At 35.5% G+C, this 26740-nt stretch carries 30 protein-coding genes; 22 read left to right on the top strand and 8 right to left on the bottom strand.

The window, feature by feature from the left end; all coding sequences use genetic code 11:
* The first annotated feature begins 152 nt into the window (after positions 1–152).
* Positions 153–356, top strand: a complete 204-nt coding sequence (locus ACFX4G_RS22870) for a hypothetical protein (protein WP_043979244.1) — start codon at positions 153–155, stop codon at positions 354–356.
* Positions 357–1166: 810 nt separating this feature from the next.
* Here ACFX4G_RS22870 and ACFX4G_RS22865 read toward each other — a convergent pair.
* Positions 1167–1349, bottom strand: a complete 183-nt coding sequence (locus ACFX4G_RS22865; RefSeq protein ID WP_043979242.1) for an aspartyl-phosphate phosphatase Spo0E family protein — start codon at positions 1347–1349, stop codon at positions 1167–1169.
* Positions 1350–1961: 612 nt separating this feature from the next.
* Between ACFX4G_RS22865 and ACFX4G_RS22860 the strand changes: the two genes are divergently transcribed.
* Positions 1962–3575: a C40 family peptidase gene (locus ACFX4G_RS22860; RefSeq protein ID WP_377577202.1), complete on the top strand. Its 1614-nt coding sequence runs from the start codon at positions 1962–1964 to the stop codon at positions 3573–3575.
* A 124-nt stretch (positions 3576–3699) separates the two neighbouring features.
* Positions 3700–4086 carry a hypothetical protein gene (locus tag ACFX4G_RS22855; RefSeq protein WP_377577199.1) on the top strand — a complete coding sequence of 129 codons (387 nt, stop codon included), beginning with the start codon at positions 3700–3702 and terminating at the stop codon, positions 4084–4086.
* Positions 4087–4630: 544 nt separating this feature from the next.
* Here ACFX4G_RS22855 and ACFX4G_RS22850 read toward each other — a convergent pair.
* On the bottom strand, positions 4631–5008 hold the full coding sequence (locus ACFX4G_RS22850) for a RidA family protein (RefSeq protein ID WP_377577196.1): 378 nt from the start codon (positions 5006–5008) through the stop codon (positions 4631–4633).
* 44 nt (positions 5009–5052) lie between these two features.
* Here ACFX4G_RS22850 and ACFX4G_RS22845 point away from each other — a divergent pair, with 44 nt between their 5' ends.
* From ACFX4G_RS22845 to ACFX4G_RS22810, 7 genes are all read left to right on the top strand, one after another.
* Positions 5053–5169, top strand: a complete 117-nt coding sequence (locus tag ACFX4G_RS22845) for a Y-family DNA polymerase (protein WP_377577193.1) — start codon at positions 5053–5055, stop codon at positions 5167–5169.
* 83 nt (positions 5170–5252) lie between these two features.
* Positions 5253–5942 carry a DinB/UmuC family translesion DNA polymerase gene (locus ACFX4G_RS22840; protein ID WP_377577190.1) on the top strand — a complete coding sequence of 230 codons (690 nt, stop codon included), beginning with the start codon at positions 5253–5255 and terminating at the stop codon, positions 5940–5942.
* A gap of 14 nt (positions 5943–5956) precedes the next feature.
* Entirely contained in the window at positions 5957–6292 is a 336-nt protein-coding gene (locus ACFX4G_RS22835) for a YolD-like family protein (RefSeq protein WP_043979234.1), read from the top strand.
* Between the two features lie 83 nt (positions 6293–6375).
* The gene (locus ACFX4G_RS22830) at positions 6376–7578 is read left to right on the top strand and encodes a macrolide family glycosyltransferase (protein WP_377577187.1); all 1203 of its coding nucleotides are present in this window, start codon (positions 6376–6378) and stop codon (positions 7576–7578) included.
* Positions 7579–7857: 279 nt separating this feature from the next.
* A complete protein-coding gene (locus tag ACFX4G_RS22820; protein ID WP_165575345.1) occupies positions 7858–8007 on the top strand; it encodes a hypothetical protein in 150 nt (49 codons plus the stop codon).
* Between the two features lie 73 nt (positions 8008–8080).
* The gene (locus ACFX4G_RS22815) at positions 8081–8257 is read left to right on the top strand and encodes a DUF8096 family protein (protein WP_471872888.1); all 177 of its coding nucleotides are present in this window, start codon (positions 8081–8083) and stop codon (positions 8255–8257) included.
* Positions 8258–8284: 27 nt separating this feature from the next.
* Positions 8285–8743 (top strand): SMI1/KNR4 family protein, encoded by a 459-nt coding sequence (locus tag ACFX4G_RS22810; protein ID WP_043979228.1) that lies wholly within the window; start codon positions 8285–8287, stop codon positions 8741–8743.
* Positions 8744–8987: 244 nt separating this feature from the next.
* Here the strand turns inward: ACFX4G_RS22810 and ACFX4G_RS22805 are convergent, their stop codons facing one another.
* Positions 8988–9548, bottom strand: coding sequence for a CBO0543 family protein (locus ACFX4G_RS22805; RefSeq protein ID WP_052500314.1), 561 nt, complete (start codon positions 9546–9548; stop codon positions 8988–8990).
* Positions 9549–9963: 415 nt separating this feature from the next.
* Entirely contained in the window at positions 9964–10302 is a 339-nt protein-coding gene (locus ACFX4G_RS22800; protein WP_029324137.1) for a winged helix-turn-helix transcriptional regulator, read from the bottom strand.
* 546 nt (positions 10303–10848) lie between these two features.
* Here ACFX4G_RS22800 and ACFX4G_RS22795 point away from each other — a divergent pair.
* From ACFX4G_RS22795 to ACFX4G_RS22770, 6 genes are all read left to right on the top strand, one after another.
* Positions 10849–11460, top strand: a complete 612-nt coding sequence (locus ACFX4G_RS22795; RefSeq protein WP_043979224.1) for an ester cyclase — start codon at positions 10849–10851, stop codon at positions 11458–11460.
* 50 nt (positions 11461–11510) lie between these two features.
* Positions 11511–12062 (top strand): NAD(P)H-dependent oxidoreductase, encoded by a 552-nt coding sequence (locus ACFX4G_RS22790; protein WP_043979221.1) that lies wholly within the window; start codon positions 11511–11513, stop codon positions 12060–12062.
* Positions 12063–12094: 32 nt separating this feature from the next.
* Complete coding sequence (locus tag ACFX4G_RS22785; RefSeq protein WP_165575344.1) at positions 12095–12808, top strand: SDR family oxidoreductase; 714 nt, start codon at positions 12095–12097, stop codon at positions 12806–12808.
* Positions 12809–13080: 272 nt separating this feature from the next.
* Positions 13081–13680 carry a hypothetical protein gene (locus tag ACFX4G_RS22780; RefSeq protein ID WP_043979217.1) on the top strand — a complete coding sequence of 200 codons (600 nt, stop codon included), beginning with the start codon at positions 13081–13083 and terminating at the stop codon, positions 13678–13680.
* A gap of 1195 nt (positions 13681–14875) precedes the next feature.
* A complete protein-coding gene (locus ACFX4G_RS22775; RefSeq protein WP_043979213.1) occupies positions 14876–15217 on the top strand; it encodes a hypothetical protein in 342 nt (113 codons plus the stop codon).
* A gap of 145 nt (positions 15218–15362) precedes the next feature.
* Positions 15363–15812, top strand: coding sequence for a DUF6843 domain-containing protein (locus tag ACFX4G_RS22770; RefSeq protein WP_043979212.1), 450 nt, complete (start codon positions 15363–15365; stop codon positions 15810–15812).
* Between the two features lie 205 nt (positions 15813–16017).
* Here ACFX4G_RS22770 and ACFX4G_RS22765 read toward each other — a convergent pair whose 3' ends face one another.
* Together ACFX4G_RS22765 and ACFX4G_RS22760 are read right to left on the bottom strand one after the other, a co-directional pair.
* Positions 16018–17442 carry a spore germination protein gene (locus ACFX4G_RS22765; protein ID WP_237074720.1) on the bottom strand — a complete coding sequence of 475 codons (1425 nt, stop codon included), beginning with the start codon at positions 17440–17442 and terminating at the stop codon, positions 16018–16020.
* Positions 17443–17651: 209 nt separating this feature from the next.
* Entirely contained in the window at positions 17652–18545 is an 894-nt protein-coding gene (locus tag ACFX4G_RS22760; RefSeq protein WP_043979210.1) for an EamA family transporter, read from the bottom strand.
* A 335-nt stretch (positions 18546–18880) separates the two neighbouring features.
* Between ACFX4G_RS22760 and ACFX4G_RS22755 the strand changes: the two genes are divergently transcribed.
* A complete protein-coding gene (locus tag ACFX4G_RS22755; RefSeq protein ID WP_043979207.1) occupies positions 18881–19414 on the top strand; it encodes a GNAT family N-acetyltransferase in 534 nt (177 codons plus the stop codon).
* Here ACFX4G_RS22755 and ACFX4G_RS22750 read toward each other — a convergent pair.
* The gene (locus tag ACFX4G_RS22750; RefSeq protein ID WP_377577184.1) at positions 19395–19784 is read right to left on the bottom strand and encodes a L,D-transpeptidase; all 390 of its coding nucleotides are present in this window, start codon (positions 19782–19784) and stop codon (positions 19395–19397) included. The genes ACFX4G_RS22755 and ACFX4G_RS22750 overlap by 20 nt on opposite strands.
* Positions 19785–20020: 236 nt before the next feature.
* Here ACFX4G_RS22750 and ACFX4G_RS22745 point away from each other — a divergent pair, with 236 nt between their 5' ends.
* Both ACFX4G_RS22745 and ACFX4G_RS22740 read left to right on the top strand, forming a co-directional pair.
* Positions 20021–20506: a PaaI family thioesterase gene (locus tag ACFX4G_RS22745; RefSeq protein ID WP_043979205.1), complete on the top strand. Its 486-nt coding sequence runs from the start codon at positions 20021–20023 to the stop codon at positions 20504–20506.
* 37 nt (positions 20507–20543) lie between these two features.
* A complete protein-coding gene (locus ACFX4G_RS22740; protein ID WP_162213935.1) occupies positions 20544–20792 on the top strand; it encodes a group-specific protein in 249 nt (82 codons plus the stop codon).
* A gap of 254 nt (positions 20793–21046) precedes the next feature.
* Here the strand turns inward: ACFX4G_RS22740 and zwf are convergent, their stop codons facing one another.
* Positions 21047–22561 (bottom strand): glucose-6-phosphate dehydrogenase, encoded by a 1515-nt coding sequence (zwf, locus tag ACFX4G_RS22735; RefSeq protein ID WP_162213936.1) that lies wholly within the window; start codon positions 22559–22561, stop codon positions 21047–21049.
* A 164-nt stretch (positions 22562–22725) separates the two neighbouring features.
* Between zwf and hxlR the strand changes: the two genes are divergently transcribed.
* The 3 genes from hxlR (at position 22726) to ACFX4G_RS22720 (ending at position 26722) form a co-directional block, all read left to right on the top strand.
* Positions 22726–23091 (top strand): transcriptional activator HxlR, encoded by a 366-nt coding sequence (gene hxlR, locus ACFX4G_RS22730; protein WP_043979201.1) that lies wholly within the window; start codon positions 22726–22728, stop codon positions 23089–23091.
* Positions 23092–23293: 202 nt separating this feature from the next.
* A complete protein-coding gene (gene hxlA, locus ACFX4G_RS22725) occupies positions 23294–23935 on the top strand; it encodes a 3-hexulose-6-phosphate synthase (RefSeq protein ID WP_043979199.1) in 642 nt (213 codons plus the stop codon).
* 363 nt (positions 23936–24298) lie between these two features.
* On the top strand, positions 24299–26722 hold the full coding sequence (locus ACFX4G_RS22720; RefSeq protein ID WP_237074794.1) for a GcvT family protein: 2424 nt from the start codon (positions 24299–24301) through the stop codon (positions 26720–26722).
* Positions 26723–26740: the final 18 nt, after the last annotated feature.

The following is a 26740-nucleotide window of genomic DNA, read 5'->3' as shown; positions in this document are numbered from 1 at the left end:
GGATGGAGATCATCTTGGCGTCTAGATGAGTAGCGTTAGCTACACTGTAAGAAAGCGACTTCTTGTCGCACCATAATACCAATTATCGGTAGAAGTAAAACACATTTTAGATAAATATGATAAAATTGAGAAAACTAAACTTAGGGGTAAATATGAAAACAGATGATAAGAAAAAACAGATTCAACAAAAATATAAGGAAGAGCTTGAGAATAAGAGTGAGTCCAAGCATTATCCTAAGAAGTTGCTCATTTTTGCTGTAATTGTTGTTATCTTTTTTGTTTTTAGCTACTACTTTGGAATAAGACCTTTTCCAAAAAAAGAAGAACCTGAAATTATCAAACCAATAAGTGAATAAATAAAAGCCTCCTATATAGCTAGGAGGCTTTTATTTCATATCAATCATTACTTTAATTTAATATTATTGTTGTTTCTTTTTACTTCTTAATAAAACAACGATCCATATTAAAGCAATCGTATTAATTAATTCTAATAAATGGCTAATCCTAGCTAAAAATAAACTAATAACATTCCATAACATTTACTTTTCACAACCTTCTAATCCTAGCTAAAAATAAACTAATAACATTCCATAACATTNCTAATCCTAGCTAAAAATAAACTAATAACATTCCATAACATTTACTTTTCACAACCTTCTAATCCTAGCTAAAAATAAACTAATAACATTCCATAACATTTACTTTTCACAACCTTCTAATCCTAGCTAAAAATAAACTAATAACATTCCATAACATTTACTTTTCACAACCTTCTAATCCTAGCTTGATTTGTAACACTTTAAAATGTATGTATCGACTTTTCGCTATGAATACTATATACAACATCAGTTTACATAATTCCTCTTTCCGATACACAACCCAAAAAAGAACCCTTGTCGCAGAACGGTTCCGCCGAGGGTTCTTTTTCCGGAGTATGCAGCTTTTTATACATCCTTGATGTAGCAACGTTCTCTAGCAAGGGTATTAGCAAAAGTGATGTATAAAAAGTGCACCTTTTATCCATATGCTTGTACGGTAAAATATAGTCTTTATGGAAAGAATATGTTACTATTTATCTAAAGTTATAGAGTTACCTTAAAAAGCAACCTCACTCCAATGCCATTAGAGAATGAGGTTGTTTTTACTCTTTTCATAAAAAACCAAAACTAATCAGTTGAAGTGATCTTTTCTAAGTGGTTTAACAATTGATCAACTAATTGACTGATTAGAATGGTATTATGACTAGTAAACCCTTCTTCTAACCCTACTTTAATCATAAGTTCTCTTGCTGCCTCTATATCTACAAGTAAAGCCTTTCTTAAAGTACCGTCATATCTATATCTCTGCAATTATGTAGTCACCTATCCCTCTAAGTTGTTAAATCTTTATTTAACAACAACTGGACTTCTACCGTATAACAATAATTGTTCTTGTAAAATGTAATTAAGAGCGTAGAATGCGGATTTTAGGGTTTGAACAGTTAAGTTTTTATACTTAATGCATAGTGTAAAAGTATACATTTTTAGTTACCATAATGAAGTTTATAATGATGCTAGAATTGATAAAAAAGGCTTTTCTCTATTAAGAGAAAAGCCTTTTTCTTAATGCCTATCAGTTTGTAAACTGATTTGATCACATATTCATTATTTAATGCGATGAGTTTTATAAGTTTACCTTCCAAGTTCTTGTTCGCCATCTTGATGTATCATTCGCTATATTTGCATGTATAAGCTCTTTTTTCATTTTTATTAGAAAGAACTAAATTAGTAAAAATGCATAACTAGAGGTTTAACTGCAACAAAACAAATACAACTATATAAAAAGCGTATCTCTGTGATAAAATAAAATTCTGTTTTATCTAGTAGATATTGGGTAACTAGACAAAAAACAGTTTTTTTAGATGTTTTACCCACTATCTAGTTACCAAAATAATAGTGAAGTAAAAAGAAAGGGTGAGAGATTTGCCAAAATGGTCGCATATATATATATTCCTAGGCGTTTTTTTTCTATCTGTTTTTCTTACTAATCCAGCGCTGGCAGATGAAGAACTAAGTATTTCGGAAACAGCTCAAAAATACTTGGGTGCTCCTTACCTTACAGACGGTCAAGAACCCAGTGAGGGATTCAGTACAGGTGGACTAGTTCAATATGTCTTTAAAGAAGCTAAAGGTGTAGAGTTACCTTTGTATCCAAGAGAACAATTCAAGCTTGGTATAGATGTGGACAAGGGGGATCTACAGCCTGGTGATCTCGTCTTTTTTAAAGGGGCAAATACGGATAATGTCACAAGTGTTGGCATTTACAATGGCAATAATGAAATGATTATTAGTTCTGTTTCAAAGGGCGTCATAAAGACTGAACTAACAGAGGGAGGCTACTACAATGATAAGTATATTGGTGCAAAACACCTAGATACTGATAATATCTATCAGGTCGAATCCCCTCTTTTAAAAGAAGCAATGAAATATATAGGTGTAGACTATTCAGACAGTGGAAAGACACCTGATGAGGGCTTTAATTCTGCAGGATTTGTTCAGTATGTGTTTGAACAAGCCTTAAATCTTAAAATCCCAGATAATTCAAGTGAACAGTGGAGTTTAGGACAAAACATATCAAAGGAAAATCTTCAGCCTGGTGACGTTCTTTTCTTTAAAAATCTAGATACAGACTATATTACAACAACGTCTTTTTATCTAGGAAATGGGCAAATGATTTATAGTTCACCTTCAAAAGGCATTACCTTAGCTAATTTCGAGGATTCTTCTTATTGGAATGATCATTTTTATGGAGCTAAACGAATAGAAGAAGTTGCAGATATTGATCGTGGAGATCCCTTAATCACCGAGGCTTTGAAGTATATAGGGGTACCTTATCTCGAAGGTGGAAAAACACCAAATGGATTCGATTGTTCTGGATTCACAAAATATGTGTATGAAAAAGCGATGGGAATTTACTTGCCAGGTGCACCTGAACAACAATGGGAGGTAGGTACACCTGTTGAAAAGAAGGATATTCAAGTAGGCGATCTAGTGTTCTTTCAAGATACGCATCGACCAGGTATATCCCACGTGGGAATATATGCAGGAAACAATCAAATGATACAAGCGTCAAGAACTGATACGGCACAGGTAAGAATCAATTACTTGTCCTATAATTTCTATACAGAAAAATTCGCTGGTATTAGACGTGTGAGAAATCTAATCATTCCTAAGAATATCCCAGTTGTTAAAGAAGCTACAGATCTTCTAAATGTTCCCTATCAATCAGGGGGGACATCACCCCAAGGGTTTGATACTGGTGGGTTTGTTCAATATGTTTATAAACAAGTAGGTATCAACTTACCTCGTTATGGGAAAGACATGCTTCAAAATGGAACAGAAGTGAAAGAGGAGGATTTACAACCAGGAGACCTCGTATTCTTTGAATCCACTAGCATTATTCCTGCCATCTATGTGGGAAACGGACAAATCGTAGTGGTTTCAAGGACCGAGGGGATTCAAATTGTTAATTATAAAGTGAACTCATATTGGAAATCTATTTATTATAGTGCCAGACATATTAACATTGGAGAGTAAATTATTCTCATCATCGCTTTAAGTCTGCGATGATGAGAATTTTTAGTTCTGATGTAAAAATACTCTTTAAAAATATAAAGCGTCTATTTTGTACTTAATTGAAAAGCTATAAAGGAAGAGAATAATGGATAATTATAACGTAGTTAGATTAAATTTGATTTTACGTACAGATAATATGAAAACCTTGAAATCACTCGTAAATGATATAGTAGCAGAGGACATCAAAGGAGACTATTTTTACAAACTTAAAAACCATGAAGATTTTGTGAAAAGTTTAGAGCATCTGGTAAGTCAAAAATCTATATTGACTAAATCAAATCTCCTGCTATCTGATATGGAATATGTCTTTTTAAATGCAAATAATTATTTATATGATTCATACCTTCAATATTATCTTATTGATAAAATGCCAGAAATAAAGAAAGCGAAGATTATGAGGGTAGGTGAACTAAGAAAATTAATAGAAGAATATAATAAATTACATAAAGAATTACATAAAGAAAATTTTTGACTTCATTCCTTTAACGTTTGAAATGAAAGCAAACACACAGTCCGTAAAAGTATAACTTTACGGACTGTTCCGAGTATTAATTTTTGGAGACTATTCTTAATAAACTTAAGCCTAAATTTGTAATTCAGACATTGTATTCCTCAACACTATAAAGGCTAAAAGAATTATCTAGTTATCAAACTTACCCTTCATAAAACCAAGCTATGTATAGAAAAGATTACTGTGTAGAAATTTGAACAGTAGTTTTCCTTGTTTCTAGACTGTAAAACATATACGTTCTCATTACAAAAATAATTGTAATTATGGAATATAGACTATAGGTGTAAACTTTCTAGGCATCAAGAATTTACGAGTTGCTATAGTAAGATAAATCATTTGTTTTTTCCTCATTATTATAAATTGGCTCACTAAGTAATACTGTGCCAATTTATAATTCTTGTCAAATGGCTTTATCTTGTATTTTTAGTTATATAAAACATTCTTTCACTCAAGTATCCACTAGAGTAGAAAAGTGCTCTATCCACAAGATAATTTCCTATATTTGTTATCTCTTAGCGATCATCTCTATTTCAATTCGTGCACCCATAGGTAAAGAGGCCACGCCTATAGTTGTACGAGCTGGATATGGTGCAGAAAACCGCGAAGCATAAACTTCATTCATTTTCGCAAAATCATCCATATTTGTTAAAAATACATTCACTTTTTTTACATCCTCAGGAGTTAAACCTGAAGCTTTTAATACATTAAATAGATTCTTAAAACATTGCTCTGTTTGGTCTGCGATATCACCTTTCAAAAGTTTTTGTGTCTGTGAATCTATAGGAGTTTGACCAGATAAAAATATTAAATCTCCTGCTTCAACAGCATGAGAATATGGACCAACGGCCACAGCACCTTCGGAATTAAAGCATTTTCGTGTCATGCAGAACATCCCCCTTAGTAATTATCCTTACCATAATTAAATCAATGCATTTATTTGCCCGAACACCAGAGGAGCTAGCTCATCGAATACGTAATGAGATCTATCGTAAAACAAGACTGACAGCTACCGCAGGAATCGGTCCTAATCTAAAGTCAGCTTAGATCATGAAGCAAAGCACAGCCCAACAGGGGTTGCTTATTGGCGATATGAGGATATTCCCTTTAAGTTATGGTGCATTCATCCAATGAAGGATTTCTGGGGGATCTCGTCAGCTACAGAAAGACGCTTAAATCGTTTAGGTATCCATACCATAAAAGAACTCGCTCTTTCTTCGAAGGAGATGTTACAAAAAGAATTTGGCATTATGGGCGAAGAATTACACCAACATGCGAATGGAATTGATTTTAGTCGTATTTCCGATGTGTACATCCCTAGTTCCCGTTCCTTTGGGAAAAGTCAGATTCTCTTTCGAGATAATACAAGCCGAAAAGAAGTGGGATTATTACTATTGGAGCTATTGGACGATGTTTGTTTTCGTTTACGCATGCATCAAGTGGTAGCTCAAACGATCCATTTATCCATTGGCTATAGCAAACAAACAGGTGGAGGCTTCTCAAGACAAAAGAAAATGGGGCGAGCTTCGAACTTAAGCCACGATATCTTTCCGTACTGCTTAACCATTTTACATACGTTTGATAGTGGCATGCCCATCCGTTCTATTGGGATTTCACTATCGGATACGAGCATTGAAGAAGAGGAGCAAATGAGCTTATTTGAGGATATCGATCAGCGTGAAAGAGCCTATGCTCTTGCCAAAACGATAGATGAAATTAGGCTGCGTTATGGGAAGAATAGTGTTCTGCGGGCTTCAAGCTATCTAGATCATTCAACAGCTCGTTATCGAAATGGTCTTATTGGCGGCCATAAAGCTTAAAGGAGGATGATATCATGAATAACGATAGAGGAATGAAAAAATGGCGCCCGTTTGCGAGTATGCCCGAACAATACCTAGGATTGCAGGAAGTTATAAACAAGCAAGCAGAGGTGCCTCAACCTCTTTTAACAGAAGAACAAATGGAACATATTAATTTCACCTTGATTAAAGCCTTACATACAAATAAACAAGTTTATCTTACATACTACAAAAAGGGACAATGTATTACAGAAAAGGGATTCATCCAATTTGGTGATTCCCTGGGGAATTTGTTTGTTTTTATCGATGAAGTGTTTGAATTAAAGAACAAAATGAGGTTAAGTGAACTAATTGATGTTCGATTCGTTTAAAATTAAATTTAGTTTCATTATTTTAAGTTAAGTAAGAGTTTTCAGTGGAATCCAAATAATATTTAACTTGAGGAGGAGTTATATTGGCACGTGTCTTATTTATTAATGGTGGATCAGAAGGACATGTCAATCCAACCATTGGAGTTGTACAGGAGCTTATTTCGCGTGGAGAAGAGGTCGTATACTTTTCAATAGAAGAGTTTCAAGAACATATTGAAAAGACGGGAGCTGATGTGAGAACATTTGACGGCCAAAAATTTTTAAAAGCTTTCATCTCAGGTGGAAGAAATTATTTGATTGAAAGAATTAACGGTCTTTTACATACAGCAGATATCGTTATACCTAGCGTTCTTGAACAGATACAGGGAGAACATTTTGATTACATCATTCACGATTCTATGTTTGGGTGCGGGCGTTTACTTTCTCAAATTCTAAATCTCCCGGCCATTAACTCATGTACATCTTTTGCTCAAACTGAAACATCGTTTAAAAAAATGTTCGAATATCTATCTCAAAATATTCCATTAGAACATGCTAACAGAATAAATGGTGAGTTTCAAAGCTTAACAAGAAAGATTAAAGAGAAATATGGGGTTGAAATCACTTCTCCTTACGAAGTTTTTTGTAATCCTGCACCACTTACTATTGTATATACAACGAGGGAATTTCAGCCTTCTGGAGAAATGTTTGATCAAACATACAAATTCGTAGGGCCATCTATTGCTATAATGGAACCACAAGGAAGCTTTGATTTTTCTGTATTAAAAGGAAAAGACGTTATTTACATTTCATTAGGTACTGTCTTTAATCAAGAGATTGATTTCTATAAACTTTGCTTTAAAGCTTTTGAGAACACTGACTATACCGTCGTTATGTCTATTGGTGAAAAAACTCAACTATCTGATTTAGGGAAAATCCCTAAAAACTTCATTGTGAAAAATTACGTTCCACAAACTGACGTGCTAAAGTACACGAAATTATTTATCACACATGGTGGAATGAATAGCACCAGTGAAGGTCTCTATTATGGGGTGCCACTTATTGTAATCCCACAGAGTGCAGATCAGCCAGTGATTGCTCAACAAGTTGAGCATCTTGAAGCTGGAATGAAGTTGCAAATGCAAAACTTAACTGTAAATCAACTATGTGAAACTGTGAATCATGTGTTGGAACATTCCTCTTTCCAGAAAGCCCTTACAGATATAAGAAAATCTTTTCAAAAATCAGGGGGATACCGTCAGGCTGTAAATGAGATTTTTAAATTTAACAGGAAATTTAATATTTAAATAGAGAGCATATAAGAAATGGAACAGATGAATTTCACCTTAATTGAAGCCTTACATACAAATAAACAAGTGTACCTTACCTATTATAAGAGAGGCCAATGCATAACAGAGATAGGATTCACTCAGTTTGTTGATTCTCTAGGGGATTTATTTATTTTCATCGATGACGTATTTGAGTTAAAGAATAAAATGAGGTTAAGCGAACTCGTCGATGTTCCCTTGGCCTAGCTCCTGAAGAAATCGCGTACAGGAATCATTTATTTTGGTGGAGGTATATTCATGTGCAATTTTAGAGTATACACCTTACGTGACGGTTCGAAGAGAATCATTAAACTAAAAGAAGGAGAATCATTTCAACAGGAACTCCAAAGAGCAGGTATTCAAGAAACGCAAATTTTTCAGATGCAGCTAGTGGAGAAACCTGAGTAATTTTAACATGCCCCTTTTATATAGACATAAGTGTGTTAGTCTAATAAAAGCCAAATAGAAAAGAGTGATTAACCTGGAAGAAACAAAAGAGCAAGAAACAGATCTTGATAAAGTGTATGAATACGATGAATTTCCGGATAAAGTTAGTAGAAGATGCGATCACTGCAACTCAGCTTACTTCAAAAGTTCCGTAAAAGGTGGCGTTTTCTTACGTGAATGCAGGGAATGTGGCATGAAGAAAAGCATTTAGTTGGTAAGGGTTGAAAGGGATGGGGAAATGAGAGATATTTGGGATGATGGATACAGTCAATCAAAAAAATTAACAGAAGAAATGGTCAACCAAGCAGAAAAGAAGTTGGGTGTGAAGTTACCAAAATCCTATATTGAGTTATGTAAAATACAGAATGGGGGCAATTTAAAGTATTGTGACTATCCTACCTCTGTTCCAACAAATTGGGCAAACGATCATGTAAACGTTCCTGAAATTTATGGAATAGGAAAAGAAGGCATTTTATCCAGTGATTATTATATAGAAGAATGGGACTTACCTAAAGATATTGTTCTGCTATGTGGAGAGGGACATTGGTGGGTTGCATTTGATTATCGGAATACAAAAGATACTCCTCCTATAATTTATATGGATCTAGAATGGGGAGAAGACACACTTATTTTGGAATTAGCTCCTGATTTCGAAACATTCGTAAATGGCTTATTTATTTATAAAAATGAAGAATGACTACATTTATACAATAAAAAGGAACTGGCAGTCAATTGTCGGTTCTTTTTTATTGTTTTCGTATGATTTGATTCACCAAGCTCCCACTTATTCTCCTTTAGTCGTCGGAACCTCTTTGGACCTCGTCCATATTGAGGTATATATGACTCTGTCCCCTAGGAACGTTCTAAATGGTTTCATTATCCTTTATTCTCAGTGATTCAGAATCTTTAACATTATAAAGGGTATTTACACCTGTTAACAATCACTTAAGTGGTTTAGTGGCCTTACTGTTAACCAAATAATGAGCAATTAGATATATGACTATAAAAAACGGAAAAGACAAAATTGAATTCCATCCTGGATAATGATAATAACCTAACCAAAGAAACAAAGGTTCTGCTAAGAACGCTGTTATACTTGCAAAAATTAAAGCTTTAATAAACGGATTTGCCTTTGGTTTAATCTGTAAGAAAAACATTACTGTAACTGGCATCAGAGCAAAATCCCAGGGTATATAATCTGGCATTAATGGTATTAATTTATTATAGTATCTCCATAAGCCCATTGTCACCCCAACATAATCTAACCATGTAGAAATAAACATAGCCCAAAGTCCTCCCAATAATAAAATAGTTTTACTCTCTTTATTTCTAAAGATAAACCATACTATCCATGGGATAACAGTAAGAAATAATGATGTCCACCAACCAAAAGAAAAGACGATATTATCTGTCCAAATTTCCGTTAATTTATTATGAGCATCATCTAACATTCTATATTTTTCGTCAATTTGTGTTTTTATATTTTCTGAAGGACTGAACAATATGGAGGATCTTCCCTTCCTTTTAATTTTATAATAATCTTTTAGTTATAGTTCCCATTCCAGGATTGTTTATCCTTTTTAGACTAACCTGCCCATTCAGCGTTTTTTAACAATTAACTTTGCCTAAATGTTCTATGCCAAGGGCAATAGCCTGAATGTTTTTGTATTACATTCAACTCTAGTCGTTAGGACATCTTTTGCTCTTTTTATAAAAAAGATAAGCTAATAGGCCAAGCCCCACCATGTAAAAACCCATTACTTTTTACATAATTACCTACCCCTTACCTACTGCGATAAGGGTTTTATGTTATTAACTACGCATAGCTGGTTCGGTTGTTCTCCATAAATCAAATCATATCTAATATCGTTCATAATTGACGCACTCAAATTTAAAGAATGATCTATATTTAATCTCCTATAAATTTAATCCAAATCTCTTTAATTCAATGAAGATACTTTCCAATCGTTTCCCTTTTTCCGTTAACGTATATTCCACACGAGGAGGGACCTCTGGAAACACCTTTCTTTCCACTATCCCATGATTCTCCAGTTCCTTAAGGCGTAATGAAAGTGTTTTTGGACTAATTCCATCCATTGATTTCAACAAATCACGGAATCGCATCGTTCCTTCGATAAGCAGATCCCGAATAATTAAAAAGGTCCATTTAGTACCGATCACGTCAAGCGTTTTAGCAATGGGACAAGGCTCCCCTGATGTTCCTTTGGTTAGTACAACCGGCTCAATAGCACTCATCTGACACATCCTTCCTAAAAATTTTTTTGGCTAATTTTCCTTATCATATCACAATAGTATACTTTCAGAAACTTTATGAAATAAATATCACTACTTCCCTAAAGAAACTTACTATACATATAATATCGATGAGCCTATTATTCTAACCCTACATTGAGGAGGTGATCAAAGTTAGTGCGAGCAATCAACCAATCACACTGCCCTTATTGCTCATTACTCTCTTAATCAGTACTTTTGCTATTGGTACTACATATTTTGTCATCATTGATATTCTTCCAAATGTAGCAGAAGGTTTGAATGTTACCTTAGCGCAGCAAGGTTATTGGTTACGTCGTTCAGCTGGTCCCTGAATCGAGGAGAGGAAACGTATCCTACATTAGCTGAGCTTGAATAAATCTGCGTAACTGCAAATTATGTATAAACGTTTATTGATGGAGAGGCACTTTAGAAAAAAGCACAATATCTCATTCCCTTGGGGCTTTCATTGTAAGTCCACACTTAGGGAGAAAGATTCGCAACCTATATCAAAACATTTGAGGAGAAAATATGATGAGGTTACAAAAAAGAACGATTCGATCGATAGTTAGTATTACCATGGCTCTTGGGGTAACACTCATGAGCGCCGCATGTGCCAAGACCAATACTGACTATAAACCTGCTAAAACAGCTCATGCAGACATTCAACTATTAAAGGATTTACCTCAACCAAAATCGATGACAGTCGATCTGTCATTGAAACCAAAAGAAGCTACGGCCATGGTTCAAACCGCCCAGCGTTTTTATGGGTTCTGGAATACTGGAAATGAGGATCTTATTTCACAAGCCGTTGCCTCTAACTTCTTTGATAACACATTGCCGAAGGGAAGACCTCAAGGTCCGGAGGGATTGGCCTTCGCTTCTCGCAACTTTCGTAAAGCTGTTCCTGATTTACGCTGTACTATTGAGGATTTAGTGGTATCTGATAACAAGGCTACAGCCCGTCTCTCATTCACCGGGACATACAAGGGTGAGTTTATGGGGAGAACGCCAACAGGGAAGCCGGTTCATTTCTTTGCCATTGATATTTTGCATATCAGGAATGGGAAAATCGTTGAGGATTGGCACTTAGAGGATAATCTTACATTAATGCAACAGCTCGGAGTAGTATCTGAAAATTAAAGATCAACGGATTTTTTAAAGATTACAGAATTAAAGGGGACGGAAAAAAATTGAAAAATATACTTGTTATTAACGGCCATCAGAAATATGGTTCAGCGAAAGGGACTTTGAACCAAACATTGATGAACAAAATGATCAGTTTGTTAAGTGAAAAGAACAATATTAAAACAACAAATATTCAAAATGGATATAAAGTCGAAGAAGAACACCAAAAGTTTTTATGGGCTGATATTATAATTTACCAAACACCTATCTATTGGTTCAGTGTCCCAGGCTTATTGAAGACGTATATGGATGAAGTTTATGCTTATGGTTTATTTTTTAAGGGTGCTGATCAATATGGAAGAGGTGGGTTATTGACCGAAAAGAAATATATGTTTTCGACTACCTGGAATGCTCCCGAACAAGCATTTAACAATCCAACTCAATTTTTTGAAGGGAACAGCTTAGAAGATACATTAAGCCATTTACATCGTGTACATAAATTCCTCGGAATGAAACCTTTAAAGAGTTTCACTTGTTATGATGTAATTAAAAATCCCAATATTGAAAAATTTATATTCGAACTTGATATACATCTGAAAGAAGTATTGGATCTTTAATCTATTAAGTAAAATCATGGGGAGGTAAAAGCATGTTAAAAGGTAAAAAAATTGTGATTATTGGTGGAAGCTCAGGGATTGGTTTTGAGTCAGCTAAACAAGTAATAGCTCAAGGAGCAGAAGTAATTATTGCTAGCCGTTCCAAAAATAAATTACAGAATGCAAAAGAGCAACTAGGGGCTAGGGCCACGGCTTTTACGCTAGATACAACTCAAGAACAGCAAGTTCAGTCTTTCTTTGAAAAAGTTGGCCAATTCGACCATCTTGTGGTGAGCGCCGCAGAAACATCCAGTGGGTCATTCCTAGACACCAATACAACCCAAGCTCGGCAATTGTTTGAAAACAAATTTTGGGGCCAATACTACGCAGCTAAATACGGAGCTCCAAAAGTTTTACCACACGGTTCGATCATTTTATTCTCTGGAGTGGTAGCCTACAAATCGATGGTTGGTTCGTCAATGCTAGGTGCAGTCAATGCCGCCGTTTCAAATTTAGCTCAGACCTTGGCATTAGAACTTGCTCCGATCCGAGTGAACATCATTTCACCCGGTATCATTGATACACCTTCCCGCAACAAAATGCCAGAAGAAATCCGTAACCATTTCTATGCTACGATGGGAAACAAACTTCCTGTGAAACGAATAGGAAGAGCTGAAGATGTTGCACAAAGCGTATTATACTTGCTCCAAAATAGTTTTGTGACTGGAACCGTTCTTCACGTGGAAGGCGGGCACATTTTATCTTAATAATTTGAAGAAGAATTAGAAAGAGCATATAGATATGGGGTGCACATTTTATACATCTTATCTTCAATTATCTGCAGAGAAAAACGCGTTCTATCAAGGATATATATAAAGGAACAGGACCTTATCTAGACCCCTTCTCCCAAGAGGATTCTTTTTAGCGATGTGTTCTGGGAGGTATTATGTAAACTGATTTTGTATATGGTATACAGTTGTTAATCCCGATAAAGGTATAATTAAAGAGTAACACTTTTCTTCTAAGGAGGGATGGCTGAATGATCGATAATAGATTATCTAAGATTAAGAATCATGAAGTGGATGATTCTTTGAGTGAACTTACTGACACAGACATTTTGTTGAATTTCCAACAAGCAATTACGAGCTTATACCCTCATCTAATTCCCATACATGCTCATGCTTATGATGCTTGGGACGATATTGTCATTCCATTGTTTTATGAAATGGTTTATAAGACGTTTACTTATAAATACGGTATTGAGATTGAGCCAAATGAAACACGCGCTTATATGTTTAGCTTAAGATGTTATGAAGGTATCCATCATATTGAATGCTTTCCAAAAATGATACCCTTTAAAGGCATACTGAATAACGATTATTTTGAGGTTAACGATAAGGAACTAAAAGGAAAAAGGCTTGTTTTCAAGTCTTTTGGAGATAGTGTTCACTATTTAACAACTGGTTTGGATACTGAAAATACTGATGCTATTAATTTTAAATTAGTTGAGGTAGACGTTATATGTTCTCAATCAAACAGGATTACAGATATTGATGGATGTACTACATTTTTTATCCATAAAGACGATGTAGAATTTATGTTTATTGCTGAGACTTTTAATCAAGACTTTCAGATATAAAGAGGAGCTAGAGCTCCTCTTTTTACTTCTTGGAATTTTGATTATGGTAACTAGATATGTATATGATACACACTTCTTATAACGATTGGTATGATATAAATAAAGAAGCTTTTGGGTTGAAAGGTGGAGTTTTTTTGTTGGGGTAATTCCCAATGGATTTTACGATTATGAAGAGAGTGAAACGCTACCAGCGCATGATGTAATTCTTCATCCACTGCTTACATATGCTCAGGAATGCTATGTTTATGGCCTTAACAAAGACACAGAGTTATTTCATCAGTGCACGGATATACTTTCTCTTACTCGTAACAAGTATCAACTAGATTTAAAAAAGAAGTTATCAAAGGATATGAACAGCTTTGGAATGCAACAGGATGGCAGAGGGGTTTTATTTTAATCTTTCTAGGGATAGAGAAGTTCAAGGAGCTAAGTATTTTTGCTTCCAGCTATGATCTTGGTATCTTGGAGAATCCGAATACAGGAGAAAGTATTGCAGCCATTAGGTTCTGTAAAGATGTAATCCGGAAAGAAAAAAAGTGGGTCTTTGTTTTTCAGTTTCTAATGGCATTGAGTGGATGAAAGTTTATGCAGAAAAGGATACATTGAAAGAGTTATACCAGTTTGCCATGGTACAGTCATTATCTTCAAGTTCAGACTCTATATATAAAGTTTAAAAAAAAACGTAGGAACTTGCCTAAATAGCAAGATCCTAAAATTAACATTAAGTTAACTTATTTTTCTATATGGGTTTCATAGACTAAAGTGGTTTTGTCATGGTACTTAACATGGTTGAGAAAATCGTAACAAATAACCATCTGGATCTTGAACTATAAACTCTTTTTAAATAAATCCACTATAATTATTTAGCATACTCTCTCTAAAAAGTTTGATTCTGTGCCTCTTTAAGTTTTGTAAGATACTTTCTATGTTTTCTACTTCAATTTGAAAGTTGATTCCTCGACCATATGGATATTCAAGTTCTCCAGTTTGCCAGTGTACATTACATTCTTCGATCATTATTTGAGCACCGTTGAGTGAAATAAATGCAAACTTTTCTTCTGCGCGTTCATATATAAGCTGAAATTCAAGAATTTCTAAATAGAATTCTTTTGATCTGTTTATATCTATTACTTTTCATATATTTCCTTTATTTGTAGTGCTATATTAATATTAAAAAGGAAAAGTTATACATTTTATGATAAAGAAAAGAAAAAAGATGTTTGCTGTTGTTATCATTGCACTGTTATTAATCGGTTATTTCAAGCTGGCTTATACTCCATCTCATGATGTTGAAGAATTTCCTATACCTCGCGAAGCCCACTTAGTAAAAACAACTGTAGGTGAGGACTATGTCACTGAAAAATATAAATGGTTTATTGCCTCTGAAGCAGGAAGTATTCCTCCTTGGTACCAAGTAAGTATTTGGTTATATGGATGGAGAAAGGGAGAAACAATGGGGGCAGATCAAGTTTATAAAAAAGGTTCTAGAGAAGTTAATCTATCTACTTTTGATAAGGAATTTTACCTTAGTAAATAAAATAAAGATATGGAAAAGGACTTAATATGACCGCAGGCTCCTTAAGAGGAGTCCTTTTTATTAGCGATAACGTTTGTCATATGAACTAACCTTGTATTTTTTATAAATTTATTAAAGATTTGTGCTGAAATCGAAGGAGTAAAGAATGAAAAAAATCGGATACATATTTATGGGATTATTGTTGTTAGTTGGTACAATCTATTTTTTGTTTTTTCATGAACGAAAGGGAACAGACACGGTATATTTAATCCCGAATGGTTATACGGGTTGTGTGGGTATCTTTTATGATGTGAAAGGCAAGGCACCTTTAAAGGTCCAAAATGAGAAAATTATTCATAAAATTTCCAAAGATGGAAGGTTGGAAACGTCTTCCCCAGAATCTTTTGGTTGGTATTCAATGGTAGATTCAGGTTGGCATAACTCAGAATATTATTATGTGAATGAGCAGGGGAAAAAAGTAAAAAAATTAAATTGGGAAAAAGACATTAATTGGGAAATGACGGCTGAAGATGACTACAACGGGAACTATTTTACCTTTTTTGTAGGTGGGAAAGACGATGCTAGCACACTTCAACCCGAATGTTTTAGTCAGTAAGTATAAATTAGTGTTTTTGTATCCTTTTGCCTATAAGTAACATTCATGGTAACTAACTTTGTATACGATATACAGCTTAAAAGCAGAAAAAACAACTGGGGCCAATCAGTTGTTTTTTCTATTTCATGAATGATAATCAATGCTTAGCTGACGTTTCAGAACATCTTGGATAATTTATTCAAAACGTTAAAAGTTTATGTTTTACCTATTCAACATTTGGAAATTCATGAGACTTTCTTTGAAGTTTACGCAAATTCCCACGGACGAATATATCTTGAAATTCATCACACCTAAATGGAATAAGAGGTGATAAATACGGTACACCTACTGATTTTAACTGTACAAGATATAGAATAACAATAGTTGAAACAAGCATAATGCTTGGCAAACCAAAGTAATAGCAAGTAAAGAAATATAAAAATCTTAATGAACCTATTCCACTTTGTCCTCGATAAATAACTAAAGTAGATAGATAAACACTTAATCCTGTTACTACTAAGCTTGCGGGATGGATAAGTTTAGCTGAAACAGACATTTCACCAATAACAATAGTTGCTAACAATGTGATGATGATAACCGTTCCTTTGGGAGCACGTGTGCCTATATCAATTAATATACGAAATAAAATAAGTAAAAGGGCTATTTCCCAAAACGTAGGTAATAATTCTCCATGGTTAAACAGATCTTTTTGGATTTTTTTACTGTATGTATCACTATGGAATTTTTCTAGACCAACATAAATGCCAGGAATAAGAATCGAAGTAATAAAGCCAAAATATCGAATAGACCGATTGATCAAACGTCCAGTTTTTAAATGAAAGTCATCTGCGGATTGAAAGAAATCGACAAATAAACTCGGGGCTATAATCGAATAAGGGGATCCATCTACGAATACAATTACTTTACCTTCTAAGAGAGCTGAAGTCGTTGTGTCCACACGCTCTTTTGTCATAACTAGGTTAACAAAAGTTTTAGGTTTTCCTTCAATAGCATCTTCGACTATTCTTGAAGCTAGTATGTAGTCTACATCTATCTTAGAGATTCGATGCTGTACTTCTTGTAAAATGGATCGATTCACCAAGTGTTTCATGTAAATGATAGATATATCTGTTTTTAAATGTGTGCCACATGGTTTTGTATCAATGATTAATTGGGGTGTCTGAATAATACGTCGTATTATATTTATATTGGTCGTTAGAGTTTCTGTGAAACCTACTGCTGGTCCTCTTATCGCTCGTTCTCCTAATGTTTCTTCTAACCCTCGCTCTATCCATTTAGTTGTAGGTATAAGCAATCCACTTGTTTCTCCCTCTATAAGAAGAAAGGTATTTCCTTTAACCAAAGCATCTTGGATCTCTTCAACTGACTGAGTTTCTTTCAGAGAAGCAGAATTAACAATAGTCTTTATTTGCTGGATAGATGGATTATCTTCATTAACCGTTTCCCATGTTTGCTGTAAAGGTTCAATAATATATTTTTGTATCTGGTCTTTATCTACAATTGTATTTAAATAAAATATTGTAATTTTATCTTTTAAAATAGTCCTTTTCTCAAAATCGCTTGTGATTTGAAATTGTCTTTCAATTCTCTTTGAAATATTTTGAGAAGATTTATTTAATGAAGAAGACATTATATTCACCTTTAAATTAGTTTTATTGTTTAATTTGTGCATATTCAACCATTATTATGCGGTGTATATAATCGTTAAGAAAATAAAGCTCTTACCCAATATCAGTTAGAATGGAATATTATATATCATTAAGTAAAAAAACTACCCTTTGCCAAAATAGATTGTTTGGCAGGGTAACTTTTCAATTATAGAAATAGTGAGTGCAAATGTTATACGTTTTTCTTTATTAAACGAGTGGTCTTATGACTCTGAACGTTTGGATACGCAATTCCACCTAGAATGATGATCACACCGATCCATTGAAGGAAGGTGACGGTTTCGTGGAGAACAAGTGTAGACATAATTACGGCCGTTGGTAACTCTGATGCACTTAGAATGGTCCCTAAGCTTCCACCTACTTTAGGCATGCCAATATTAAAAAAAATAGGTGGAACAAGTGAACCGAAGAATCCAGTAAGAAGACCATACATGAATAGTCCATCTGTAAGCGCACTGTTTATAAGAAATACTGGTGGTAATGAAATAAATATAAGCAATGACGCTCCGGTTGTCATAATAGCGCTTTTATAAATAGGATGCACAGATATATTTGTGTTCCCACTTATAAAAATAAAGAAAGCAAAGGAGCAAGCAGCAAGTATACCCCAACTGATTCCAGCAAAAGAAAAAATGATGCCAGTTTGCAAAAATCCAGAAGCAAGGACAGAACCGAGAAGAATAATTATCGTTGAGATGAAGCTTTTTCGACTGGGTGCTTCTTTAGTAAATACATATTGCAAAACCATACTTATCCATGTGAATTGCAGTAGAAGGATGATGGCAAATGAGGCATTAATATAACCAAGCGCTTGATTATAAAAAATACCTGTTAGCCCCATCGGTATGCCTCCTATGGCCAAAGTAACCCACTGTTTACATTTCAAACGGTCTTTTGGAACAAAGATTGCAATAGCCCACAACATGATAGCACCAAAAAAATATTGACTTCCTGTTACTTCACTTAGTCTAAATCCCTCACCATACCCTAATTTGACAAACGTTGATACCACTCCATAAGAACAACCACCCAGAAAAACAAGTAAAGCATAGTTTAAAATTTTCATTATTAAATCCTCCATACAACACAATAAAGCCACCCATCTCAAATATGAGATGGGTGGCGAAAAGTAAAATAATAAATTCAAACGAAAAATCCACCTGCTGTAAACAGACTTTTACAGCTTTTAGTTATTTTAATAATTTATATTATAGAATTCCCACCCTTAAGTATCAAGCTGAAATTTAGAGAAGACGCTGGAAGAACTATAATTTCCGGGAATTTACATTATGGTAACTACCTCTGTATATCACATACTTTCAATATTAGATAATAAAACTTTTTTATATATAGTAAGTACATAAAGTTAATTATGTTTAGAATGTAGAAGGGGTGCTTAAGGTGAAAATTAGAAAAGCAAACATAAACGATATAAGGGTGATATCAAAGATTTATGTTGATACGTGGAAGACAACTTATAATGGTTTAGTTCCAGACAACTTTCTAAACGAACTATCGTATGAAGAAGCTAAAAATAAATGGATGAAATTTTTTAGTGATTCACTACATAAATCATTTATTTACATTGCTAGTAATGACTCTGAAGAAATTATTGGATTTGCAGCAGCTCAAATTAATAATGACAAGGAATTTAAAGGAGAATTATACGCACTTTACCTGTTACCTGCTGCTCAAGGACTAGGTACTGGAAGAAGTCTAATTTCAACTGTTGCTGAACATTTTATGAATGAAGGTATTTCTTCTATGATGGTATGGGTGATGAAAAATAACAAATCTGGACGTGGATTTTATAAACGTTTGGGAGGTAAGTATTATACTCACCGAGAGAGCCAATTTGGAGAGTGCATAGTAGAAGATGAAGCATATGGATGGAAAGATATTTCCATTCTATCGCTCAGTAATAGAAGTAAATAATTATGAAACAACAAGCATTGTTATTGCCGTGAATACCGTTTGCATTTAATCCTAACCACCTTTTTCCTAATGGGTTGCGAGGATCGCCCCCAGGAATATGTCCTGTATAGTAAGGGCGGTTTTTAATTTTGTTTACCACCTTAAAGAAGCCAACAGATGTTTTATCCCATGTTTTTCCCGTTGCTACTGGATCAACGATTTCAATATAACCATTATGAAAATAGGCAAGCTTGTTATAGTACTTGTTAATGATGATTAGATCTTGATTCGCTGGTTTACTTGCTGCTTCTGTTTTCACCTGATTTACTCCACATAATGCGACCATTAATAAGGTAAGAACGGTCATTGATTTCATAAAAATGTTCTTCATAAAAACTCTCCTCTTTTTTATATTTTTATAAGAAACAAAAAAGCACCTTTCAATTAGAAAGATGCTTTCTCGTCACCATCATTTATAAATAAAAACCTAGTTAATCGATTATTTTTCAAGTGAGGCTTTTCTTCTATGATGATTTTTAGTTATTTAAGCTTGAAAATAGTCCGTTTAGTTCTAACGATTGTAGGAGAAAATGTGTTAAAATATTCTGAAAAAAGGAGTGGTGAAGCATGGGAAAAGTAGTAAAAGCGATTCAAGACGAATATCCGGATGATTTTGCATGGTGTTACGGCTGCGGCCGATTAAATCAGGACGGCTATCATTTTCGGACAGGATGGCTAGGAGAAAAAACCATTACCCTTTATACACCTAAGCCTGAACATACAGCCATACCAGGATTTGTTTATGGCGGACTTCTTGCCTCACTGATTGATTGCCATGGAACAGGCTCTGCATCTCTTGCTCTATACCGTAAAAATGGCTACGAAATAGGAGATTCAGCAGAGCCGCCGCGGTTTGTTACCGGTTCTCTCCACGTGGATTTTAAAAAACCAACGCCGCAGGGTGAAGTACTAAAAGCAATAGGAACGGTTGAAGAAATTCACCCGAAGAAATGGAGAGTTAAAACAGAAGTATACGCGAGTGACATCATTGTTGCGACCGGAGAAGTTGTGGCAGTTGTTATGCCAAGTACGTTTAAACGAAAAGAAGACTAAAAATGCAAAACAGTTACATAAAAAGGGAGGAAAAGGTATGGGTAAATGTAATTTAGACCACTCGGTAGAAGATGTACAGCAGAAGTTTAACTCGCAGTCACAATGGCTGCCAGAAGATATTCGCTCGTTATTTCATGAGTTTCTCGTACGAAATCCTTCGCAAACAACATTAAACGAGATGTTTCACTTGCTGAAGAAATATGATTTGGTTGATGAACAAGAAAAAAAAGAGCGAGATCGAAAAATCAAATGGCTGATATTAAATAAAGAAGATACGAACAACTAATATACATGAGCTGAACAGCTTGTGATACGGCAGCTGATTTCCCTACAAGACTTCGCTTTCCGCAGGCGGCAGGAGTCTTCGTCTTGCCCTATCAACAATTAGAAGCAACTACATACATTAAACCTGCGTTTACAACCACAATGAAAACATCCGAACGAGTTGGATTCTCCATCAAGAATCTCGCTTCATCGTTCGGATCTTTCTTCAAATAAAATGCTTTTACCCCAGCCTCTTTTTAACGAGATTAAAAGTAATCACCACCACTTAAACCCGTCGTCTTCTAACAAATGATTTGAAGCTGCTGGGCCCATCGTACCCGCAGGATAAAAATGAAGAGGAAAGCGTTCATTATTAAAAACTTCTAAAATAGGTTGCACCCATTTCCAAGATAATTCAACCTCTTCCCAATGAGCAAAAAATGTGGAGTCTCCCTGTAAAGCATCAGATAACAGCAGTTCATAAGCTTCGGGTACTTCTTTTTGATTTGTTGAGAAATTGATGAAAATAGGTTCGATTTTATTGTCATTCAAAGGATTTTTGCTGTTTAATTGCAGTGAGATACCTTCATTTGGGCTGATTTCGACAACCAAAAGGTTAGGAATAACTTCTTCATCTTTATAAACATCTTTTAAAGGATGTTTAAATTCAATGACGATACGCGTGCATTTTTTACTCATTCGTTTTCCTGTGCGAAGATAGAAGGGTACTCCTTTCCAAAGCTCATGATCAATCCATACCCGGACTGCTATAAATGTGTCATTAACGGAAGCTGCATTGATGCCGGGCTCATCTTTATATCCTATAACGGAACGATTTTGGATTTTTCCTCCTTCGTATTGACCTCTTATGACGTTCGAATGGATAAACTCTTTTTGTAGAGGGCGAAGGCTTTTCATAATTTTTATCTTTTGTTGGCGAGTTTTTGCGATGTTAAGTGTCTTTGGCAGCTGCATGGCAGTCATCATCAGCATTTGAAGCATATGGTTTTGGAACATATCCCTAATTGCACCGGACTGATCATAGTAAGGCGCTCTTTCTTCTACACCAACTGTTTCACTAGCTGTAATTTGGACATTTGCAACGTAGTGATGATTCCATAGTGCTTGTAAAATAGGGTTTGCAGATGCTAGAGCCTCCAAATTTTGAATCATTGGTTTTCCCAGATAGTGGTCGATACGATAAATCTCTTCTTCATTGAACGTTTCAGTAAGCTTTTGATTTAACACTTGAGCAGATTGTAAATCGTGTCCGAAAGGCTTTTCGATAATAAGACGTTTCCAGCCTTTTGTAGATCCCAATCTGCCGCTATTTATATTTGAAGCAATAACGTCTACAAATTCAGGAGCCACTGATAAATAGAAAAGACGATTTTCAGGAATATTTAATTCTGCTTCGCCTTCTTGAATAGCCTGCAGCAACTGGTCATATCCATCACTATTGGTAACATCCATTTTATGATAGCCAACTGTCTTAAGAAATTCTTTTATCTTGGATTCACCTTGGCTAAAGCGCCTTGAAAAAGTCTTTACTGATTCTTCTACATATATTTGAAAGGCATCATTAGACCAGTTGCTTCTACCCGTACCAACAATAGAAAAGGAAGAAGGCAGTTTTTTATCTAAAAATAAATTATATAACGCAGGAAAAATTTTTCTTTTAGCTAAATCTCCTGTTGCTCCAAATAAGATAAAGGTCATGGAATCCACTTCTAACGCTTGTGGTGAATGAGACTTGAGACAATTATCACGTGAACGAGCTACACTGCCCAATTGATCTCCTCCTTTATTTTAACGGTCTATTACAGTGAATATAGTCTTTTACCGTCTTTACAGATTACAGTATAGCAGGTACAATTTTCCTTTATAAGTAGGCACTTTATTTTCATATAGTGTCTAAAACTATACTATTACGCATAAAAAGGGAGGAAAAAGGATTGAGCAGACTTTTTAGCAAAACGTTTAACTGTGAAAAGGAATTAACGTTAACGATTATTGGAGGCAAGTGGAAAATGTTGATTATGTGGCACCTAGGAAAAGAAGGGACGAAACGATTTGGGGAGTTAAAGTCCATGATGCCGGGAATTACTCAGCGAATGTTAGTAAGTCAGCTGCGAGAATTAGAAGAAGATCAAATCGTTCACCGAAAAGTCTATCCGGTTGTCCCTCCAAAAGTTGAATATTCCTTGACTGAACACGGGAGAAGCTTGATGCCCATCCTTGAGAGCATGGATGAGTGGGGAAAAAATTATATGGAAACCGTTATAGATCCTGAAATGAATAATTCCAGCCATATGGGTTAAAACCTTTTGTTGAAAAAGAATAAAACTACCCTTATTATTCAGAATTTTCTAAAATAAACACGAATGATACGCTGCATTGAAGCGTCCATAGTATATTTTTAGTGACTATATGTTTTAAAAGTGCCTACTTTTTTTTTGAAAGTAACGGTTTTACAATGAATTCATGCTAGACAACCCCATTTAATGAAGGAGTGAAGTAAGTATGGAACTTCAATTAGCATTGGATCTTGTAAATATTTCAGAGGCAAAAGAAGTAGTGCAGGAGGTTCAAGAGTATATCGATATTGTAGAAATTGGAACTCCAGTTGTGATTAACGAAGGGCTAAAAGCAGTCAAAGAAATCAAGGAAGCCTTTCCGTCTTTAAAGGTATTAGCTGATTTGAAAATTATGGATGCAGGTGCTTATGAAGTAATGAAAGCTTCTGAAGCGGGGGCTAGTATTATTACCATTCTTGGCGCTACTGATGATTCGACTATAAAAGGCGCTGTAGAAGAGGCCAAAAAACAAGGAACACAAATTCTTGTTGATATGATTAATGTAAAAAACCTTGAACAACGTGCAAAAGAAGTCGATGCACTCGGTGTTGACTATATTTGTGTACACACAGGGTATGATCTTCAAGCTGAAGGAGAAACCCCGTTCGATCACCTTCAAACGATTAAACGAGTTGTGAAAAATGCAAAAACAGCGGTCGCAGGAGGTATTAAACTGAATACACTTCCTGAAATCGTGCAGTCACAGCCGGATCTTGTGATTGTAGGCGGGGGGATTACAAGTGAAAAAGACAAAAGAAACGTTGCAGAAGAAATGAAAAAAGTAGTCAAACAAGCAACTTTGGTCTAAAAATAAGCAAAAGTATTTAGACCTTCAAAATTAATTAATCGGTAAATGGTTGAAAAAGAAGATAGCTAAGTTATTTTAGCTATCTTCTTTCCGTCATTTTTTGGTATAACCATTCATTGATAAGTGTCATTTTGACAGATAGATAGTTTCTTTAAAATTCGTTATTCGAAAGAAAAAGACGGCAGTTTTTCTGGTATTTTAAAGTTAAGAAAGCGTTATCCGAACATTAGCGGAAGAAAGTCTGAAAAAATCTATGTCACACTTTTTGACAAAATACTTTGAAAATTACGAATATTAAAAATATAATTAACTATCGACAATATTTAACATCTTCAAACCAAAAAAGGAGGGAGATATGAAGTGATGGAACATAAGAGGATAGTAGTGATAGGAGCTGGAATTGTCGGGTGCAGCATTGCCTACTATTTAAGCAAAATGGGGCAAAGAAACATAACAGTGATTGAGCAAGGCCCTTTGTTTGAAACGGGAGGATCTACTTCTCACGCTCCGGGGCTTGTATTTCAGCTTAGCTTTTCAAAAATCCTGACAACACTAGCTTCTCAAACAGTCGAGACCTTTAAAGAGTTGAGTACAGATGAACAGCGCTCGTTTTATCCTGTCGGCAGTTTAGAAGTTGCCCGTACACCAGAGCGATTAGAAGACCTAAAGAGAAAGGCTGGTGTTGCCAGCTCATGGGGAATCGAAGCTTTTCTTCTTTCACCGCAGGAATGCGCGGAAAAAAATTCGCTGATTTGTCCTGAGCGTATTTGCGGAGGTCTCTATGTTCCGTCAGACGGTATTGCCAAACCTTTGCATGCCGTTGATAAAATGACTCGTTTTTCTAAAGAGTGTGGAGTAGAATTTTACGGTCATACAGAAGTGAAGAATATCGAAGTGACAAATGGTCAAGTAAAGGCAGTGTACACGAGCGCTGGAAAATTTGAAGCAGATGTAATCGTGTGCTGTGCCGGATTTTGGGGACCTCGCATCGGAGAAATGGTTGGTGTAACGATTCCTCTTCAGCCGATGGCTCATCAATATGTGTTTACAAATGATTTACTTGAATTAAACGGAGAAACGGAAGAAGCCGCGACTCCTCTTATTCGAGATCAGGATAATGCAATTTATTTTCGTCAGGTAGAGAAAGGGCTTGGGATTGGATCATATCAGCATGAACCGTTTCCAGTCGAACTCAGTGACATTACAAAATACGGAGAAACAAAAGAAATGCCTTCAGTTAATCCTTTTACACCAAAAGATTTTGAAAAACCGTGGGAAGATGCAATGGAATTAATTCCGGCATTAAAACGAGCAGGAATAAAAAAAGGAATCAACGGCATTTTTTCCTTCACACCTGATGGGATGCCGCTGCTTGGCAAATCACAAGCAGTAGAGGGATTTTGGGTAGCCGAAGCCATATGGGTAACGCACTCTGCAGGTGTCGCTAGACAAATGGCTGAATGGATGATGAATGGTGCCCCGACTGTGGATTTGGAGCTATGCGATATCAATCGTTTCGATACGTATGCATGCAGCCCTGTTTATTACAAACAGCGGTCTATTGAAGAGTATGAAGAGGTTTATAGCATTCATCATCCATTTATGCAGCGAAAAGTATCGCGAAACATGCGCGTAAGTCCATTTTATATGCGTCAGCAAGAACTAAAAGCGTATTTTAACGAAAAAGCAGGGTGGGAGCAGCCGCAGTGGTATGAAGCTAACTATCCGCTTATATCCACATATGAAAAGAAGATGGTAATAAGAAAGGGGTGGTCCGCTGAATATTGGTCACCGATTATCGAGGCTGAACAGTTGCATACTCGTCAGTACGCAGCGATTTACGATACAACGGCAGCAAAGAAAAGGTTGGAAATTAAAGGGGAAGGAGCTCTCCAGTTTTTACAGAAGCTAACGACAGGAAATATAGACATTACAGTAGGTCAAAGCATACGTACGTGTATGTTGCATGAGCGAGGCGGCATAAAAGATCAAATAACGGTTATTCGCAAAAATATATCCACTTTCTTGATTGTTTGTACGGGAGCTGTAGAAGCAAGCTGGATTCAAAAACACGTGCCTCAAAACGGTCAAGTCGTTTTTCAAGATGTAACGTCAGGGACATGCAGTATAGCATTAATTGGTCCTAGAGCTAAAGGAGTAATGAAGTCCGTGGCTCAACGATCAGACCTTAGCAGCGCTTGGATTCAAGGGCAAGCGAAAACCCTGTTTATTGAAAATAGTTCAGTTCTTGCTCTGCGTGATTCCTACGGGGGAATGGAGAGCTGGGAGTTGATTACGACTTCTGATCAAGGCCTGAATTTATGGGATTTATTAATTGAACAAGGACAGCCTTATCAGCTGATTGCCGCGGGAGACCGGGCTCTTGAAAATCTTCGAATTGAATCTTTTTCGTTAAAAAGCGGGAAAGACTTTTGGAGTGAGCATCATCCATATGAAGTTAACCTTCATAAAATGGTTGATTTAACAAAACCATTTTTTATTGGAAAAGAGGCATTGCTTGATCGTCAGCGAAAAGATTCTGAAACAGTATTAGCGACGCTCATATTAGATGATCCTTCAGCGATAGTAATGGGATATGAACCGGTCTTTTATGGAGAAACAGCTCTCGGATTTGTGACAAGTGCCGGCTATTCATACAGCTTAGGAAAAGGAATTGTACACACTTTATTATCTCGAGCTGTAGATGAAGAAATGGTTTTAGAAGTCGAATACTTTGGTCAGCGTTATAAAGCAACAATGATGACACACTCCCCAGCGGTAGTTTAATTGATCAATCGAAAGACA

The sequence above is a fragment of the Priestia sp. YIM B13486 genome (assembly GCF_042787865.1).
GTDB classification, from domain to species: domain Bacteria; phylum Bacillota; class Bacilli; order Bacillales; family Bacillaceae_H; genus Priestia; species Priestia megaterium.
This window is presented reverse-complemented; position numbering and strand designations above follow the sequence as displayed.

Excerpts from the sequence above, each read along its gene's own strand:
- ACFX4G_RS22835 (WP_043979234.1), top strand. The coding sequence starts at position 5,957 with ATGAATAACGATAGAGGAATGAAAAAATGGCGCCCGTTTGCGAGTATG.
- ACFX4G_RS22745 (WP_043979205.1), top strand. The coding sequence starts at position 20,021 with ATGGGAAAAGTAGTAAAAGCGATTCAAGACGAATATCCGGATGATTTT.
- ACFX4G_RS22775 (WP_043979213.1), top strand. The coding sequence starts at position 14,876 with ATGATAAAGAAAAGAAAAAAGATGTTTGCTGTTGTTATCATTGCACTG.
- ACFX4G_RS22820 (WP_165575345.1), top strand. The coding sequence starts at position 7,858 with ATGTGCAATTTTAGAGTATACACCTTACGTGACGGTTCGAAGAGAATC.
- ACFX4G_RS22840 (WP_377577190.1), top strand. The coding sequence starts at position 5,253 with ATGAAGGATTTCTGGGGGATCTCGTCAGCTACAGAAAGACGCTTAAAT.
- ACFX4G_RS22760 (WP_043979210.1), bottom strand. The coding sequence starts at position 18,545 with ATGAAAATTTTAAACTATGCTTTACTTGTTTTTCTGGGTGGTTGTTCT.
- hxlA (WP_043979199.1), top strand. The coding sequence starts at position 23,294 with ATGGAACTTCAATTAGCATTGGATCTTGTAAATATTTCAGAGGCAAAA.
- ACFX4G_RS22740 (WP_162213935.1), top strand. The coding sequence starts at position 20,544 with ATGGGTAAATGTAATTTAGACCACTCGGTAGAAGATGTACAGCAGAAG.
- ACFX4G_RS22855 (WP_377577199.1), top strand. The coding sequence starts at position 3,700 with ATGGATAATTATAACGTAGTTAGATTAAATTTGATTTTACGTACAGAT.
- ACFX4G_RS22845 (WP_377577193.1), top strand. The coding sequence starts at position 5,053 with ATGCATTTATTTGCCCGAACACCAGAGGAGCTAGCTCATCGAATACGT.
- ACFX4G_RS22770 (WP_043979212.1), top strand. The coding sequence starts at position 15,363 with ATGAAAAAAATCGGATACATATTTATGGGATTATTGTTGTTAGTTGGT.
- ACFX4G_RS22750 (WP_377577184.1), bottom strand. The coding sequence starts at position 19,784 with ATGAAGAACATTTTTATGAAATCAATGACCGTTCTTACCTTATTAATG.
- ACFX4G_RS22810 (WP_043979228.1), top strand. The coding sequence starts at position 8,285 with ATGAGAGATATTTGGGATGATGGATACAGTCAATCAAAAAAATTAACA.
- ACFX4G_RS22850 (WP_377577196.1), bottom strand. The coding sequence starts at position 5,008 with ATGACACGAAAATGCTTTAATTCCGAAGGTGCTGTGGCCGTTGGTCCA.
- ACFX4G_RS22765 (WP_237074720.1), bottom strand. The coding sequence starts at position 17,442 with ATGTCTTCTTCATTAAATAAATCTTCTCAAAATATTTCAAAGAGAATT.
- ACFX4G_RS22780 (WP_043979217.1), top strand. The coding sequence starts at position 13,081 with ATGATCGATAATAGATTATCTAAGATTAAGAATCATGAAGTGGATGAT.
- ACFX4G_RS22870 (WP_043979244.1), top strand. The coding sequence starts at position 153 with ATGAAAACAGATGATAAGAAAAAACAGATTCAACAAAAATATAAGGAA.
- ACFX4G_RS22800 (WP_029324137.1), bottom strand. The coding sequence starts at position 10,302 with ATGAGTGCTATTGAGCCGGTTGTACTAACCAAAGGAACATCAGGGGAG.
- ACFX4G_RS22720 (WP_237074794.1), top strand. The coding sequence starts at position 24,299 with ATGGAACATAAGAGGATAGTAGTGATAGGAGCTGGAATTGTCGGGTGC.
- ACFX4G_RS22795 (WP_043979224.1), top strand. The coding sequence starts at position 10,849 with ATGATGAGGTTACAAAAAAGAACGATTCGATCGATAGTTAGTATTACC.
- ACFX4G_RS22785 (WP_165575344.1), top strand. The coding sequence starts at position 12,095 with ATGTTAAAAGGTAAAAAAATTGTGATTATTGGTGGAAGCTCAGGGATT.